Source organism: Candidatus Methylomirabilota bacterium (assembly GCA_035764725.1).
Lineage (GTDB): Bacteria > Methylomirabilota > Methylomirabilia > Rokubacteriales > CSP1-6 > DASRWT01.
On sequence record DASTYT010000155.1, the window covers coordinates 12,169 to 28,006 of the forward strand.

Below are 15,838 nucleotides of genomic sequence, written 5' to 3' on the forward strand. Positions count from 1 at the left end.
CGGGGAGGCTTCTGACGACACATGGGTGCGCTCGGCGGCCGCCTGCGCCGCATCGTCCGCGATCGACGGGGCATCTCCGTCGTCGAGGTGCTCATTGCCGCGCTGCTTCTGGGCATCGCGGCGGCAGGCGTCACCCTCATGTTCGGCAGCGGCCAGGCCTTCATCGTCGGCGAGGGTGACAATCGGGTGGCGCTGGCGCTCGCGCGTCAGGCCATCGAGCAGGTGCGAGCCTCCGGATTCGGCCCCACGAGCGGGAGCGACCCGCGCGAGGAGCTGACGTTCAACTCGACCGCGTATGGCACGACCTACCCGGGATACCAGCGCACGATCACGATCGCCTCGGTGTGCGCGAACAACTTCCTTCCCGCCTGCACCGCGCCCACGCCGATCGAGGCCAAGCTGATCACGGTGACCGTGCGCGCGACCCAGGGCGTGAAGGGCGCGGACATGACCAGCCTGCCGGTCGTGCTGCGCTCGGTGATGGTGCTGAAGTGAGCGCGCGCCCCGCCGCGCTAGCCCGGGACCGTCGCGGCGTCACCCTCGTCGAGCTCCTCGTGGCTACCGTGATCTTCGCCATCGTGGCGGTGGCCATCGGCTCGTTCTACGTCTCGACCCAGCGAGCGTTCGACTACGGCAGCGCGCAGGCCTTCGCCCAGCGGCAGGGGACCTTGCTCCAGGAAGAGATCCAGCGGCGGCTGCAGCGCGCGGTGGACTTCTCGGTCACGCCCTGCGGGTCCGGCACCGCGACCGCGTTCGTGAGGTACAACCTCCCCGATGGCACGGTCTGGTGCCTGCACCAGGACCAGAAGACGGGCGACGCCTATCCTCAGCTCTACGTCTGCTCGCTGAACGCCGGGGTCGTGCTCGTCACCGGAGGCATTGCCTGCGACACGGGCTCTGCGGTGAGCCTGACCGCCCAGGCGCAGAACCTCAACGACATGTCACGCCGGCTGAGCACTCAGCTCCGCGTCGCCAACACCACGTTCCTCGCCGTGTCGACGATGAACGGCTCGGCGATGGCGGGGCGCGCGCTCGACGTGCGCTTCGACCTCTACGACGGCGCCATCCTGAGCCTTTACCCCGCGAGCTACACGGGCATGCGCTTCGGATTCACGACCACGCTGAGGAATTGATGGCGGCGGCCCGCCAGCGCCCGCTCAGCACGGCCGTCCGCGACCAGCGCGGCAGCGTGCTCCTCATGAGCATCGTCCTCGTGTTCGTGATGACGCTGCTGGGCCTCGCCCTGTTCGATCTCGGCGCCATCGAGAACCGGCTTTCGCTGGCGAGCCAGGCGGACCTGCGCGCCTTCGAGGTGGCGCAGGCCGGCGTCGAGCGCGCCCTGCGCGAGCTGCAGGACGGCTTCGTGGGAGACACCGCGGGCAGCGAGAGCTGGGCCGACAACGACGGCGTGCGGGCCCCGATCTGCTCGCCGTCCTGCGCGACGGGCGTCTATCGCCCCATGACGCTGGCCAACACGAGCTTCCCGGGCGGCGGCTCGTACGCGGTCGAGATCATGCTCGTGACGGTGGCCGAGGCGAACGCGACCTCGCCGTACCCGATCGGACTCAGCTGCTTCATGAACGCCGCCAGCGTCTGCACCAACCTGGTCTTCGTGCGCAGCACGGGCACGGTGACCGATAGCACGTCGGGCGGCGCCACGTCGCCGGCGCCCGCCGGCTACACCGCGCGGAAGACCCTGCAGGTGCTGGCGCGCGCGTACGCGCCCTCGGTGCTCGCCGGCGGCCTCGTGGCGGGGACGCCCGCATCGCTTCAGCCCGTGAACGGCAACGTGCTGGTCGCGGGCTCGGCGCTCACGTTCGGCACCTCGTCGCTGGCCGCCTTCGACTTGAACGGGACCAATGCCGTGGGGTTTCACAACAGCTTGGGGAACCTGGGCCCCACCGCGTCGCTGCCCGATGCCGAGATCCTACGGCGCCTGCCGGCCCAGCAGGCGGTGTGCGCGCCGACGGCGACTCCCTGCGCCACGCCGAACGTGTACTCGCTGGGGGCCGAGGTCCAGGTCGCGCGGCCGACTGCGGTGACCGCGGTGAACCTGGCCGGCGGCGCCGTGGCGGGTGGCGTCGTCGGCGTGTCGCACGCCACCGGGGGCAGCACGCCGGGCTCGCTCGCCGGGAAGGGCCCACTCGACGCGATCCTTGTCGCCGACGGCTGCCAGACGAGCGGGTGCACGGACAGCTTCAAGATCGTCTCGCCCTCGCAGCTCCCCACGGTGGACCTCGGCGCGATCGGCCGGCCGTATCCCGAGAATCCGATCTCGCCCTTCCCACTCCTCACCGGCGCCTATCCCGTGACCATCGGCGGCTCCACGTACGCCAACATGCAGACGTACTTCTCGACGCGCGCCGCCGATCTCACGGCCAGCCTGGACGGGACCGGCCAGCCGGGGGACACGGGCAGCCTGAACGGCCTCTTCGCCAGCACGGGCAGCTGGAACACCACCAATCCTGCGGCCGCCGGCAACTTCTTCAACAAGGCCGGCCAAGCACGGCGTGGGCGGATCTGCTGGAACCGCCCGACCGGGGTGCTCACGTTCGGCATCACGGCGGCCGGCACCACCAACAACCCGTGCAACACGCCGGCGTCTCCGTCCGACCCGCTCCTCGTCTACAACACGAGCGCGAACGGCTGGCGGATCACCCGCAGCGCCTTCGCCTCCCGGTCGAGCGCGCAGTGCGCCGGCACGAGCCAGATCTGCTTCAACGGGGCCGCGGTGATCTACAACACGGGCCCCGTGAGCATCGAAGAGGCCGTCACGAGCACCTGTCTGTCCGCGTCGAATCCGACCTGTAGCGGAGAGAAGTTCCCGAGCACCGATCTGCTCGCGCTCCTCACCCCCGGCAATGTCGACATCGCGCGGGCCACGACCTCGGTCACCCGCGTCATGGGCTTCTTCTACGCCGGCGGCGATCTGAGCGCCCGTACCGCGCCGGGCGGCACCACGACGCGTCTCGTGGGCGGGCTCGCGGCCGGCCGATTCTGCTTCGGCGGGGGTGCGGCGTCGGGCACGTGCATCAACGGCACCACGAACTTTCCCGAGTTCTACCAGGCCCCGCTCGCCGGCTCGTCGGTGAGCACCTCCCCGGCCGGCGACGCCCGGGGGCTCCCCGAGGAGCTGCTGGCGCTGGCCCCCTCGCAGAACGGCCAGGCGCCCAAGCACTGGCGGGTCGAAAGCGTCCCGCGGCTCTGGCTGGAGTGCCGGCCCGTGACGACGCTCCCGACGGCGCCGACGGGCGCCTGTAGCTACTAGTCTCCGCCCCGAGCTCCCCCGCCGCCCCGCCCGACATTTTTCGGCAAACTGCCCGGTTTTCCTTGGGTACCGAGGACTTACGTTGCTAACATCGAGCACTGTGGTCCGTCCCGCGAGGCGATGATTCTCAGCTTCCTGCGTAAGCGGGTGGTGGGTCTCGACGTCGGCCATGGCTCCGTCAAGGCCCTGGCGCTGGAGCGGCGCGGCGGCGCCGATCTCGTGGTCGGGCGGGGGATGAGCCGTCTCGAGAACACCCTCGACCCCCGGCAGTTCGCGCAGGCCATTCACGCCGCCCTGGCCGCCGCCGGCGCCGAGAGCGATCCCGTCATCGCGGCTGTCGGTGGCCCCGAGATCGTCATCCGGCAGGTGTCCCTGCCGCCCTTGCCGCCCGCCAAGATCATCCCGGCGCTCGAGATCCAGCATCGCGAGCTGGGCCTGCTGCCCCCGAGCGACTCCGTGCTGGACGCGCAGGTGCTCCGCCCCTCCAAGGACGGCACGAGCCGCGACGTGCTCGCCATCAGCGTGCCCAAGGCACTCGTGGACGAGCGCACCCGCATCCTCCAGTCGGCGTCGGTGCGTGTGCTGGCCCTGGACGTCGAGCCGCTCGCCCTCCTCAACGCGGGGATCTACATCACCGGGCTCGAGCCCGGGGAGCTCCTCGTCCTGCTCAATGTGGGCCGTCGCTCGTCGTGTCTGTGCCTGTTCAGCGAGCAGGGGCCGGTGGTGGCCCGCTATCTCGACGTCGGCGCGGAATCGCTCTCCGAGCAGCTCCGCATCACCTTCGGCTTCGCGGCGTCCTCGACCGACACGTTCTGGCGCGCCGTCCCGCCCGCCGACCTCCCGCGGGCGCAGAGCGCGTGCCGCGATCTCGTGGAGCGCATCGCCGAGGACATGCGCCTGTCGCTCACGTTCTATCGGACCGAGTACGACCGGGAGAGCCTGCCCCGCTACGCGATCGGGGGGTGGACCGGTCTGGCGCCGCTCGGCCGCTGGCTCGCCGACCGCATCGGCCTCAGCGCGCCGCTCGAGGTGATGGACCCCTTCAAGGCGGTGGAGGTGAAGTTGCGGTCGGCCGTTCCCGTTCCCGAGTCCCCGACCGGCGGCCCTCAGTATCTCCAGGCCTTCGGCCTCGCGCTGAGAGGCATGTGACCACCCGCCGCTTCAGCGTCGACCTACTCCACCCGGGGCAGCTCTCGATGACCTGGCAGGAGTGGTTCATCGGCGCGCCCGGGCAGCGTCACCTCGCCCTCGTGGCCATGGTGGGCGCCTCGCTCCTCCTGCTGCTGCTCGTGGGCGGGATCCTCCCCGTGTACTGGCGTCTCGCCAGGGACCTCCAGGACATCCCGCGACTGCAGCACGACCTCGCCGCGACCGAGGGCGACCTGAGCCTGCTACGCACGAACCTCCAGGCCCTCACCGTGGAGACGCGACGGCAGGTCCGCTGGGCCGAGGTGCTCGCGGCGCTGAGCCAGCACCTCCCCGCGACCATGCGCCTCGAGGCGGTGGAGGCGGTGCGTCCCACGAGCGCGCCGGGCGCCCCCCCACCGCCGCCGGACGCCAAGGGCGAAGGCATGCTTCGCATCGACGCGGTCACCCCGGTGCGCGCGGGGAGCCCGCCGCTCCTGGAGACCGCGCAATTCATGGCCGGGCTCATGCGGGATCCCGCGGTGAACAAGCGCTTCCAGCTCAAGAGCTGGGAGATCAAGCCCCCGTCCGGCAGCGGCCCCGCCACCGACGAAGGGCTGCTCAGCATCACGATCATGCTCGCGGAGCGCGCGCAGTGAGGGGCCGTCCGCTGGCGCTGCTCTGGTTCGTCGTGATCGGAGTGCTCCTCCTCCTGAACATCGTGGCCTTCTACCAGTGGCGATCTCTCGCGGGCCGCGGCTCTCGCGTGACCGCCCAGCGCTCGGGCCTCGGCGACGAGATCCGCGCGAAGGAAGGCGAGATCGTCGCGCTCATGCGCGCCAACGCGGGGCTGCTCCAAGAGATGCAGTGGACATCCTCGGGCGGCGATCCCGCCGCCTTCCTCACGCGCCTCGGCGATCTCGCGCGCGAGAAGCGCATGAAGGTGATCGGCATCGGGCCGCTCGAGCGCGCGTCGACGGCGCAGTTCACGAAGTCCTGGCACACCATCCAGGTCGTCGCGCCCTTTCGCGAGCTGCGCGAGCTGGCCGCGCGGGTGGAGGCGGAGAAGGGGATTCTCGAAGACGTCAGCGTGAGGGTGCCGCGCTCGGGCAGCGCCCGCCCGGACGAGATCGAGGCCCACTTCAAGATGACGGCGCTCGAGCTCACGCCCGACGCGCGGAAGGTCTTCGACCGCGCGGTGGCGGCAGCGGGCCCGAGCCCACCGGGGACGCCGCCGGGCGGCTCGCTGGCGCTGCCGCTCCCGGCGGAGCCGGGCGCGGCGCCCGCGCGCGATCCCTTCACGTTCACGGCGGGCACGCGACGCCCGCCCGTCGCCGCCGCCCCCGCCGGCCCCGGCGTGCCACCGCCCCTGGGGGGCGAGCGGTCCGACGTCGAGGTCAAGGGCGTCTTCGGCTTCCCCGGCGGCTTCCTCGCCATCGTCAACAACCAGATCGTCAAGGCCGGCGACGCCGTCGCCGGCTATCGCGTGGAGCGGATCACCGAGGGATCCGTGATCCTGCGCGAGCGGAGCGGCGAGAGCCGCGTCGTGACACTGCCCGCTCTGTCCACCGCCCCGCCCGGGGCGCCAAGGAGGTGACTCACGCCATGAGGATCCCGATCCATCACGTGCCGGCCGCGATCGCCGTCGCGATCGCCGCGCTCGCGGCGCCGGCCCTCGCGCTGGCCCAAGGGCCGTGCGCGAGCAGGTTGCCCACCGAGCCGATCACGCTCAACCTGCGCGATGCCAACGTCCAGACCACGCTCCGGCTCCTGGCCCAGCAGTATCGCGTGAACATGATCGTCACCGACGAGGTGAAGGGCACGGTGACGGTGGATTTCTTCCAGGTGCCCGCGCGCGACGCGTTCCAGGTCGTCATCGACTCGGCGGGCCTGCAGTGTGTGGAGGTGGGCGGGGTGCTGCGCGTGTCGAGCTTTGCCCGCCTGCGTCAGGAAGACGAGGAGCGGCGCAGCGCAGCGGCGGAGCGCAGCCGCCGCGAGGCCGAGGCGGCCAAGAAGCAGGTGGAGGCCGAGCGTGATCGTGCCGACTTCGAGCGGATCCAGCAGCGCGGCCCTGTGCGGGAGCGGACCATCCGTCTCTACTACGCCGACTCGGAGGAGGTCGCCAAGACCATCCTGGGCATTCTGGGCCTGCCGCCGGAGGGCGCCCTGCCACCCCCGGCGCCGGTGCCGAGCACGCTGCTGCCGCCGCCGCCCATCAATATTCCAACGAGTCCGCAGCCCATCCAGACCGCCCCGCTCCTCCAGGGACCGTTCGTGACGCTGCCCGCCGACGTGCTCGCCAACGGCCTCACCGTGCGGGCCTACAAGCCCACGAACTCGATCTTCATCCGCTTCTACGAGGCGGACCTCGAGCGGATCGAGCGGCTCATCCGGGATCAGCTCGACATCCCGCTGCCGCAGGTGCAGATCGCCGCCACCATGGTCATCACGACGCAGAACGCCCTGGACCAGATCGGCATTCAGTGGGGAGGCGCCGCGATCGGCTCCACCGCGGGCGGCAAGGGGCCCGCCGTGGTCGGCGCGGGCCTGAGCAACCGCTCGGGCACTGGCACCGGCGTATCGGGCGGGCCCTTCAGCCCCAACCCGAACTTCACCGGCTCCGATCTCCTCCCCGTGTCTCCCACCCAGGGGCTGCCGATCGGAGGGAACCTCGTGAACCTCCCGACCTCATTTCTGCCCACGATCTCGCCGCCCGCGCTGGGCGCCCTCTTCGGGCTGGTGGGCTCGAACTTCAACCTGAACCTCGCCATCCAGGCGCTCGAGGTGCAGGGGAAAGCGCGGAGGATCTCCGAGCCCAAGATCGTGACGGTGGAGAACGGCAAGGCGACGATCTCGCGGGGCTTCGAGGTGCCGTTCACGAGCACGCCGACGGCGGACGTCTCCAACGTGCAGTTCAAGGACGCCCTCCTCCAGCTCCAGGTCACGCCCAACGTGATCTACGAGGACGGCATCACCAAGATCCGCATGAAGGTGCTGGTGGAGAACAATGAGCCGGACTTCACGCGCTCGATCAACGGCAACCCGCCCATCTTCAAGCGCCGGAACGAGACCGAGGTCGTGGTCAAGGAAGGGGAGAAGCTCGTGATCGGGGGCGTCGTGCTGGACAACAGCTCGAAGACCAACCGGGGTGTCCCCGTGCTCAGCCAGATCCCCATCTTGGGCTGGCTGTTCAAGTCGCGGGAATACAACACCGACGGAGAGGAGCTCATCGTGATCATCACGCCATCGGTCGTCGCCGCCGGCAAGACGGCCAGGAGGTAGCGCGCGATGTACGAGGCCTTCTTTTGCCTGGAGGACTTGCCGTTCGTCCTGACGCCCGATCCGCGCTTCCTGCTGCGCTCGAAGAGCCATCACGAGATCCTCTCGAGCCTCCTCTACGGCATCACGAGCCAGAAGGGGCTCATGGCCCTCATCGGCGACGTGGGCACCGGCAAGACCACGCTCTGCCGCGCCCTCCTCCGCGAGCTGCCCCCGGACGTGCAGAGCGCGCTCGTGCTGAATCCACACCTCTCCGACGTGGAGCTGCTCGGTACCATCCTCGACGATCTCGGGATCGAGCGGCGCGGCGCCACCAAGGGCGAGCTGATGACCACGCTGAACCAGCATCTCCTCGCCGCCGGCGAGGAGGGTAAGACGGTCGTGGTCGTCCTCGACGAGGCCCAGCAGATGAGCGTGGAGGCCCTCGAGCAGATCCGCATTCTCTCCACGGTGGAGACCGCCACGCGCAAGCTCCTGCAGATCGTCCTCGTCGGCCAGCCCGAGCTCGAGGAAAAGCTGCGCCGCCGCGACCTGCGCCAGCTCGACCAGCGCATCGGCATCCGCTGCTATCTCACCCCGCTGAGCCGCAAGGACACCGCGCGCTACGTCGAGCACCGCCTGCGCGTGGCCGGCCTGCCCGGCGCGCTGCCATTCACCCACGCCGCGCTGGGGCGCGTCTACCGGTGGAGCGGCGGGGTGCCGCGCGTGATCAACCTCCTCTGCGACCGCGCGCTCATGGCCGCCTACAGCGCGCGGGCTCACGAGGTCACGCCCGCGCTCGTGCGCATGGCGGCGCGCAACCTCGAGGGCCGCCGCCGCGCGCGGCGCCTCCGCGCGCTGGCTCCGGAGTGGCCGGCCCTGCGCCGCCTGGCGATGGCCGCCGGTCTCGCCGGGGTGGTCGTGCTCGCGGGTGTACTCGCCACCTCGTGGCTGCCCGGGCGCCCGCTGCCGGCCGCCATGCTCTCGGCGCCCGGCCCCGAGCCGGCCCGGCTCGAGCCCATCAGCAGGCCGACTGCCGCGGCGGCGGCCGCCCCCGCGCCGGCCGATGCGCGGCCGGTCGAGCCGGTGCGCGCGCTGCTCGCCCAGCTCATGCGGCTCTGGGGCGTCACCGACGATCTCGGTCCCTCGGTGCTCGCGGCCTGGCCCGCCGGGCCGAGCGGTACGCTCGACGTGGCCGCGGTGGCCGCGCGCTATCAACTCACCGCGACGTTCTTCTCCGACTCCGCACCCTCGGACCTGCGCGCGGTCGGCCTGCCCGCCCTCATCAGCGTGGAGGAGCAGGGCACGCCACAGCCGTATCTCCTCCGCCGGCTCGACCGGGAGGCGGCCACCCTCGTGGCGGCGACCGGGGAGGAGCGGCGCTTACCCGTCGACCGGCTGGAGCCAGCCTGGCTCCGGTCTGCGTGGGTGGTCTGGCGGAATATCGATCTCCTCCCGACCGATCCCGCGGCCGGCATGACGCCGACGGTGGTCGCCACCGTGGGGCTGCGCCTCGGCAAGCTCGGCTACCTCAGCGGCCCGCCCCCCACCAGCGCCGAGGGGCGGCTGTCGCAGGCGATCCGGCGTTTCCAGCGCTCGGCTGGGCTCGAGGAGGACGGGATCATGGGCCCGCGCACGACGGTGGCCTTGGCCCGCGCCACCGCGGGCCCCTTCGGCCCCACGCTTCAGGCTCCTCCCGCCTTGTCCCGACCCCTCAATTGAGCCGGCTGTTCGACGGGCTCGCCCTGCTGGACCGGGGCCGGGAGCGCCCGGCCGAGCGGGGACGCATCGCGCTTCCGACGCGCCGCGTCAGGGGGAGACGAACGTGGCGCATTGTTGGGTCCTTTATTATCCTAGTGGGGATGGCGGCTATCGCGTGGACGGTGTACGTGCGCCCGCCGGGCCGAGACTACCTGGCCTCTCCCGCCCCAGGACAGATCACGCCGCTGCCCTCGATCACGCCGGCGCCGCCCGCCCCCTTCGCACTCGCCCTGGGCCTCGAAGCCGCGCAGCGGGGCAGCCTCGCCGACGCGGAGCGCCTATTCCGTGAGGCGCTCGCGCACGACGAGCGCGACGCGGAGGCGTGGAACAGCCTCGGCGTCGTCCTGATTCGTCAGGGTGAGCGCGCGCGCGGCATCGAGGCGCTCCGCACCGCGCTCCGCCTCGTGCCGACGCATCTTGAGGCCCATCGCAATCTCGGCGTGGCGCTCGACCGCCAGGGGCGCCGCGGCGAGGCCATCGGCCACTACGAGCGGTTCCTTTCGCTGAGCCCGGACGGGTATCCCGGTCGTGACGAGGTCCGGCGCCGGCTGCTCGAGATCGCCCCGGAGCGGGTGCCCGCGTGAGCCACACTCCCGAGCGCTGGGGATGGGTGCCTCTGGGGCAGATGCTGGTACAGGACGGCATCCTCACCGACGAGCAGGTGGCCGCGGCGCTGGAGCGGCAGCGCAAGACCAAGGAGCGTCTCGGGCAGGTCCTCATCGAGATGCGGCTCATCGACGAGGAGGTGCTGCTCAAGTACCTCGGCGCGCAGTTCCGCAAGGAGGCCATCACCCGACCGGAGCTGGCCGGACTCGACCTCGACGTGGTGAAGCTGATCCCCGAGGAGGTCGCCCGCCAGCATCGCGTGATCGCCGCGGAGCGCAACGGGCGCCGCCTCATCGTGGCCACCGCGGATCCCCTCAACGTGGTGGCGATCGACGACCTGCGGCGCGCCACCGGGCTCGACATCGACTTCCGCATCGGTCCCGGCGCCGCCATCCAGGAGGCGATCGAGCGGACGTACCGCCGGATGATCTCCACCGAGGGCATCGACGAAGCCCTGCGGCAGGACCTCGGGCTCTCCGTCGGCGTCAACCCGGCCGCCGAGGAGGCGGTGGACGTCAAGCAGCTCCGCACCCAGGCCGACGATCCGCCCGTCGTCAAGGTCGTGAACTACGTGCTCGGGCGCGCCGCCGGCGACAACGCCTCCGACATCCACGTGGAGCCCCACGAGGACAGAACGCGAGTGCGCTATCGAGTAGACGGGCTGCTCTTCGACCTCCTCGAGATCCCGCGCGCGCTGCACCTCGCGGTGGTCTCGCGGCTCAAGATCATCTCGCGTCTCGACATCGCGGAGCGGCGGCTCCCCCAGGACGGGAGCTTCGCCTCCCGCATCCACGGCCGCGAGATCGACTTCCGCGTGTCCACCCTGCCCACCATCTTCGGCGAGAAGGTCGTGCTCCGGCTCCTCGAGAAGGAGGCGGTGGTCCAGCACTATTCGCTGGAGAGTCTCGGCTTCGAGCCCGAGCAGCTCGAGCAGTTCATGCGCGGGATCCGGCGGCCGTGGGGCATGGTGCTGCTCACCGGGCCCACGGGCAGCGGCAAGTCGACCACCCTGCACACCGCGCTCAAGGCCATCAAGTCACCGCGCAAGAACATCATTACCGTCGAGGACCCGGTGGAGTACCGCCAGCCGGGCATCCAGCAGGTGCAGGTGAAGGCCGAGATCGGCTTCGACTTCGCGCGCTCGCTCCGCTCCATCCTTCGGCAGGATCCCGACATCATCATGGTCGGCGAGATCCGCGACCAGGAGACGGCCCAGATCGCGGTGCGGGCGGCCCTCACCGGCCACCTCGTGCTCTCGACCCTACACACGAACGACGCGGTCTCCACGGTGACCCGGCTCATCAACATCGGCGTGGAGCCGTTCCTCGTCGCCACCGCCGTGAACGTCGCCGCCGCGCAGCGGCTCGTCCGGAAGATCTGCACCTCCTGCAAGGAGGCGTACCGCCCCAATGCCGAGGAGGCGGCGCTCTTCGCGCCCGATCCCGCGCCGGAGGTGCTCTACCGCGGGCGCGGCTGCAAGGCGTGCCGCAACATCGGCTACGCCGGGCGCATGGCGCTGTACGAGGTGTTCTGGGTCAACGCGGCGGTGCGCCGCATGGTCCTCGACGGGTGCGACGGCGACGGTCTCCGCCGCCACGCGATGGAGAGCGGCATGATGACGCTGCGCCAGGCGGGCGTCCGCCGCGCCCTCCAGGGGCTCACGACGATGGAGGAGGTCATGGCGGTGGTGGCGGACCAGGAGTAGGCGCGATGCCCGTGTTCGAGTACGAGGTGGCGGACCGCGCGGGTGCGCTGTCCCGAGGCCGCGCCCAGGCGGAGAACGCCGGCGACCTGATCCTCCGCTTCCGCGAGCAGGGACGCCTGGTCGTGGCCATCCGCCCCACCGGGGGCGACGGGGCCGTCCTCGTCGGCGCCGCCACGCCGGCCCTCACCGAGTCCATCCGGCAGACGCTCCAGCGTCTGAGCAGCGGGGTCGGGCTCGGTACCCTCGTGCTCTTCACCGGCCAGCTCGCCGCCATGCTGGGCGGCGGCCTCCACCTCGTACGCATCCTCACCTCGCTCGCCGGCGAGACCACCAATCAGAAGTTCCGGAAGGTCCTCATGAGCGTGCGGGACTCGGTCACCGGCGGCACGAGCTTCGCGGACGCCCTGGGCCAGTTCCCCTATGTCTTCGACAAGCTCTACGTGTCGGTGGTGCGGGCGGGGGAGCTGTCCGGCTCCCTGCCGGGGGTGCTCGACACCCTCACCGTATATCTCGAGAAGACGGCGAACCTGCGCCGCAAGGTGCGGGGCGCCATCGCATATCCCAGCGTGATCCTCTTCGTGTCGCTGTCCGTCGTCTTCATCATGATCGTCAAGATCGTCCCGATCTTCGAGAACGTGTACGCGCGCGCCAACGCCACGCTGCCCGCGCCGACCCGCACCCTCATCTGGGTGAGCGGACTCGTGCGCTACTACACGGTGACGGTCATCCTGCTCGTCCTCCTCGCCGCCGCGGGCGTCTACGTGGCGCTGCAGACGAGTCGGGGCCGGCGCCTCTTCGACCGGGTCAAGCTCGGCTTCCCCCTGTTCGGCCAGCTCATCCGTAAGGCCATCATGGCGCGGGTATGCCGCACCCTCGCCGTGCTCCTGAACAGCGGCATCCCGCTCATCGAGGCGATGGAGACGGTGTCGCGGGTCGCCGGCAACCGCGTCATCGAGGGGGCGCTGACCGACGCCACCCGGCGCATGCGCGACGGCGGCACCATCGCGGCCACCCTGCGCGAGACCGGCCAGTTTCCCGTCATGATCATCCAGCTCGTGGCCACCGGCGAGGAGAGCGGCACGCTGCCGACCATGCTCGGCCGGGCCGCCGTCTACTACGAGCAGCAGGTGGACAACTCCGTGGCCACGCTCTCGACTCTTATCGAGCCGGTGATGATCGTCATCATGGGGGCGATCGCGGGCGCGGTGATCTTCGCCCTCTACCTGCCCATCTTCACGCTCGGGCAGGCCATCCGGGGAGGTGTGCGATAGCCATGGCCACCGATCCCTTCCGGCCGATGCGCGAGGGACCCCGACTGTACGTCGTGCTGCCGCTGGTGATGATGGCGGCGGCGGCGGCGTCCGCCCTCTACGTGCTGTTCCTCGCGCGACCCTTCATCAACAGCCTCAACGCGCAGCTCGCCGAGCGCGCGGCGGCGTGGCTGTTCTTCGGCACCGCGGCGGCGGGCGGCCTGGGCGCGCTCGGGGGCCTCGTCATCGGGCTCCGCGTCGCCGGCCGCATCCGGGGCATCGCCCAGCGGGCGGAGGCGCTCACCGCGCGCGTGGACGGGGGGGCGGCGCCTCCCGCGCCCAAGGACGAGATCGGTGCCCTCGACGCGGCGGTGGGCCGCCTCACGCTGTCCATGGACCGCTTCGTGCGCGACAGCGACATCCTGAGCCGCCTGCCCGAAGGCATGCTGCTCCTGGGACCCGCCGGCGATCTCCTCTCCTTCAACACCACCGCCGAGGTCGTGCTGGAGACCTCGCTCGAGCGCTTCCGCGGCACGCCGCTCCTCTCCGCTCAGGGTCTGTTCCCCCTGGCCGACGGCAACGAGCAGCTCGCCCGCCTCCTCGACGACGCCCTCCTTGAAGAGCGCTCGCTCCAGCTGGGCGAGGTCTCCGTGGTGCCGGCCACCGGCCGCGAGTTCCTCCTCGAGGTGACCGTGCAGCACCGGGAGTGGCGGCGCGACTCCACCGCGCTGATCCTCCTCTTCCGCGATGCGTCGGAGAAGCGGCGGATCCGGGAAGAGATCCGCCGGGCCGATCAGCTCGCGTTCCTCGGCGGCATGGCCGCGCGCGTGGCCCACGAGATCCGGACCCCCATGGCCACGGTGCGCGGGCTCGTGGAGCTCTTGCAGGCGGATCTGTCCGAGCAGGACACCACGCGGCGGCAGTACATCGACCGCGTGCTCCAGGCGGTGGACCGGCAGGACCGCCTCGTCGAGGACATGCTCACGCTCTCGCACCCCGAGCCCGAGAGCCTGCAGCCCGTGAATCTCCGCGACCTGATCGACGACGTCGTCCGCGAGCTTCCCCAGGACGCCCGCCTGCGGGTGAGCGGCGCGCCCGCGGCGAGCCTCGCCACCATTCCGGGCGACGCGTTCCGGCTGCACGAAGTGTTCACCAACCTGATCAAGAACGCGCTGGAGGCCTCGCCCCCGAGCGCGACGGTGGAGGCCCGCGTCGAGTCGACCGACCGCGGCGTGGTCCGGGTGGTGGTCCACAACACCGGGGTGGGGATTCCCGCGGAGATTCGCGAGCGGATCTTCCAACCGTTCTTCACCACGAAGGCGAAGGGGACCGGTCTCGGGCTCGCCATCGCCAAGCACATCGTGGACGCCCATCGCGGCACCTTGCGGGTGGACAGCGACGGGCAGACCGAGACCACGTTCACCGTCGAGCTCCCGACAACCCAGCCCACGGCCGCGGCGGCCGTAGTAAAGTCGAGTCATGGCTGAGCGCATCCTGATCGCGGAAGACGACGAGGATCTGGCGTTCGTCCTGCGGGAAGCGCTGATCCGCAAGGACTACGAGGTCGAGGTCGCGCCCACCGCCGGGCGCATGCTCGACACGCTCAAGACCGGCTCCTGGGATCTGATCCTCCTCGACGTGCGCCTGCCCGACATGGATGGACTCGACGCCATTCCCAAGTGCCGCGACGTCGCGTCGGACACGCCGATCATCGTGATGACCGCGCACGGCACGCGCGAGGTGGCCACCGAGGCGATTGCCCGCGGGGCCTACGACTTCTTCACCAAGCCGCTCAAGATGACCGAGTTCCAGGTCGTGGTGGCGCGCGCCCTCGAGCGCCGGCGCCTCCAGGTCCAGATCAAGGCGCTGCAGGCGGCCCAGGGCACGGGCTTCGAGGAGCTCGTGGGCAAGAGCGAGACCCTCAAGCGCGTGGTCGAGATGGCGCAGCGGGCCGCTCCCGCCGACGTCACCGTGCTCATCGAAGGCGAGAGCGGTACCGGGAAGGAAGTGCTGGCCCGGGCGATCCACCGCCTCTCGAGCCGCAAGGACGGCCCGATTATCCCGGTGAACTGCGCGGCCATCCCCGAGGGACTTCTCGAGTCCGAGCTGTTCGGCCACGAGCGCGGCGCCTTCACCGGCGCGGTGCGGGCCAAGCCGGGCCGCTTCGAGCTGGCCCGCGAGGGCACGATCTTTCTCGATGAGATCGGGGACATGCCGCTCGCCATGCAGGTGAAGATCCTGCGCGCGCTCCAGGAGCGCGAGATCGAGCGCGTGGGCGGGACCAAGTCCATCCCCATCGACGTGCGCGTCATCGCCGCCACCCACCAGAACCTCGATACCCTGGTGGCGGAGGGCAAGTTCCGCGCGGACCTCTTCTACCGCCTGCAGGGCGTGCGCCTGCGTCTGCCGCCGCTACGGGAGCGCATCGACGATCTGCCCGACCTCATCACGCATCTCCTCGACCGGACGGCGCGGCGCATGAACCGGCTGCCCGCCACCGTGTCCACCGAAGGACTGCGCGCCCTCTGGGCCTACGGGTGGCCGGGCAACGTGCGCGAGCTCCAGCACGTGCTCGAGGGCGCCATGGTCATGTCGGACGGCGTGATTCTCCCCGCGCATCTCCCGCCCGCCATCCAGCAGGCCACCGCGCAGCCGCCCTCCGCGGCCGCCCCGGTGCTCGCGGGGCCCCTCGACGAGGCGCTCGAGACCTGGGAGCGCCAGATGATCCTGGACGCCCTCCGCCAGGGCGGCGGCGTCCAGGCCCGCGCTGCGAAGATCCTCGGGATCTCGGAGCGGAGCCTGTGGTACCGCGTGAAGAAGCTCGGCATTCAGGTCCGCACTCAGCCGGACGCCTGACCACCCACG

The 15,838-nt window shown here is 71.0% G+C and carries 13 protein-coding genes; all 13 read left to right on the forward strand.

Annotation, left to right across the window (positions count from 1 at the left end; translation table 11 throughout):
- The first annotated feature begins 21 nt into the window (after positions 1–21).
- The 13 genes from VFX14_25330 (at position 22) to VFX14_25390 (ending at position 15,829) form a co-directional block, all read left to right on the forward strand.
- On the forward strand, positions 22–495 hold the full coding sequence (locus VFX14_25330; GenBank protein ID HEU5193020.1) for a hypothetical protein: 474 nt from the start codon (positions 22–24) through the stop codon (positions 493–495).
- On the forward strand, positions 492–1,133 hold the full coding sequence (locus VFX14_25335; GenBank protein HEU5193021.1) for a prepilin-type N-terminal cleavage/methylation domain-containing protein: 642 nt from the start codon (positions 492–494) through the stop codon (positions 1,131–1,133). Before VFX14_25330 ends, VFX14_25335 begins: the two co-directional genes overlap by 4 nt.
- Positions 1,133–3,268 (forward strand): hypothetical protein, encoded by a 2,136-nt coding sequence (locus VFX14_25340; GenBank protein ID HEU5193022.1) that lies wholly within the window; start codon positions 1,133–1,135, stop codon positions 3,266–3,268. Before VFX14_25335 ends, VFX14_25340 begins: the two co-directional genes overlap by 1 nt.
- Before the next feature lie 120 nt (positions 3,269–3,388).
- Positions 3,389–4,417, forward strand: a complete 1,029-nt coding sequence (pilM, locus tag VFX14_25345) for a pilus assembly protein PilM (GenBank protein ID HEU5193023.1) — start codon at positions 3,389–3,391, stop codon at positions 4,415–4,417.
- The gene (locus tag VFX14_25350; GenBank protein ID HEU5193024.1) at positions 4,414–5,052 is read left to right on the forward strand and encodes a hypothetical protein; all 639 of its coding nucleotides are present in this window, start codon (positions 4,414–4,416) and stop codon (positions 5,050–5,052) included. Before pilM ends, VFX14_25350 begins: the two co-directional genes overlap by 4 nt.
- Positions 5,049–5,990, forward strand: coding sequence for a hypothetical protein (locus VFX14_25355; protein ID HEU5193025.1), 942 nt, complete (start codon positions 5,049–5,051; stop codon positions 5,988–5,990). The genes VFX14_25350 and VFX14_25355 overlap by 4 nt, the downstream gene beginning before the upstream one ends.
- Positions 5,991–5,998: 8 nt before the next feature.
- Positions 5,999–7,675, forward strand: a complete 1,677-nt coding sequence (locus VFX14_25360; GenBank protein HEU5193026.1) for a secretin N-terminal domain-containing protein — start codon at positions 5,999–6,001, stop codon at positions 7,673–7,675.
- Positions 7,676–7,681: 6 nt separating this feature from the next.
- Positions 7,682–9,373 carry an AAA family ATPase gene (locus VFX14_25365; protein ID HEU5193027.1) on the forward strand — a complete coding sequence of 564 codons (1,692 nt, stop codon included), beginning with the start codon at positions 7,682–7,684 and terminating at the stop codon, positions 9,371–9,373.
- A gap of 140 nt (positions 9,374–9,513) precedes the next feature.
- Positions 9,514–9,996, forward strand: coding sequence for a tetratricopeptide repeat protein (locus VFX14_25370; protein HEU5193028.1), 483 nt, complete (start codon positions 9,514–9,516; stop codon positions 9,994–9,996).
- On the forward strand, positions 9,993–11,723 hold the full coding sequence (locus VFX14_25375; protein ID HEU5193029.1) for an ATPase, T2SS/T4P/T4SS family: 1,731 nt from the start codon (positions 9,993–9,995) through the stop codon (positions 11,721–11,723). The genes VFX14_25370 and VFX14_25375 overlap by 4 nt, the downstream gene beginning before the upstream one ends.
- A gap of 5 nt (positions 11,724–11,728) precedes the next feature.
- A complete protein-coding gene (locus tag VFX14_25380) occupies positions 11,729–12,994 on the forward strand; it encodes a type II secretion system F family protein (GenBank protein ID HEU5193030.1) in 1,266 nt (421 codons plus the stop codon).
- A 2-nt stretch (positions 12,995–12,996) separates the two neighbouring features.
- On the forward strand, positions 12,997–14,460 hold the full coding sequence (locus VFX14_25385) for an ATP-binding protein (protein ID HEU5193031.1): 1,464 nt from the start codon (positions 12,997–12,999) through the stop codon (positions 14,458–14,460).
- Complete coding sequence (locus VFX14_25390) at positions 14,453–15,829, forward strand: sigma-54 dependent transcriptional regulator (GenBank protein HEU5193032.1); 1,377 nt, start codon at positions 14,453–14,455, stop codon at positions 15,827–15,829. Before VFX14_25385 ends, VFX14_25390 begins: the two co-directional genes overlap by 8 nt.
- The last annotated feature ends 9 nt before the right edge of the window (positions 15,830–15,838 follow it).

Coding starts and splice junctions, on each gene's coding strand:
- VFX14_25330 (HEU5193020.1), top strand. CDS start 22: ATGGGTGCGCTCGGCGGCCGCCTGCGCCGCATCGTCCGCGATCGACGG.
- VFX14_25340 (HEU5193022.1), top strand. CDS start 1,133: ATGGCGGCGGCCCGCCAGCGCCCGCTCAGCACGGCCGTCCGCGACCAG.
- pilM (HEU5193023.1), top strand. CDS start 3,389: ATGATTCTCAGCTTCCTGCGTAAGCGGGTGGTGGGTCTCGACGTCGGC.
- VFX14_25360 (HEU5193026.1), top strand. CDS start 5,999: ATGAGGATCCCGATCCATCACGTGCCGGCCGCGATCGCCGTCGCGATC.
- VFX14_25365 (HEU5193027.1), top strand. CDS start 7,682: ATGTACGAGGCCTTCTTTTGCCTGGAGGACTTGCCGTTCGTCCTGACG.
- VFX14_25370 (HEU5193028.1), top strand. CDS start 9,514: ATGGCGGCTATCGCGTGGACGGTGTACGTGCGCCCGCCGGGCCGAGAC.
- VFX14_25380 (HEU5193030.1), top strand. CDS start 11,729: ATGCCCGTGTTCGAGTACGAGGTGGCGGACCGCGCGGGTGCGCTGTCC.
- VFX14_25385 (HEU5193031.1), top strand. CDS start 12,997: ATGGCCACCGATCCCTTCCGGCCGATGCGCGAGGGACCCCGACTGTAC.
- VFX14_25390 (HEU5193032.1), top strand. CDS start 14,453: ATGGCTGAGCGCATCCTGATCGCGGAAGACGACGAGGATCTGGCGTTC.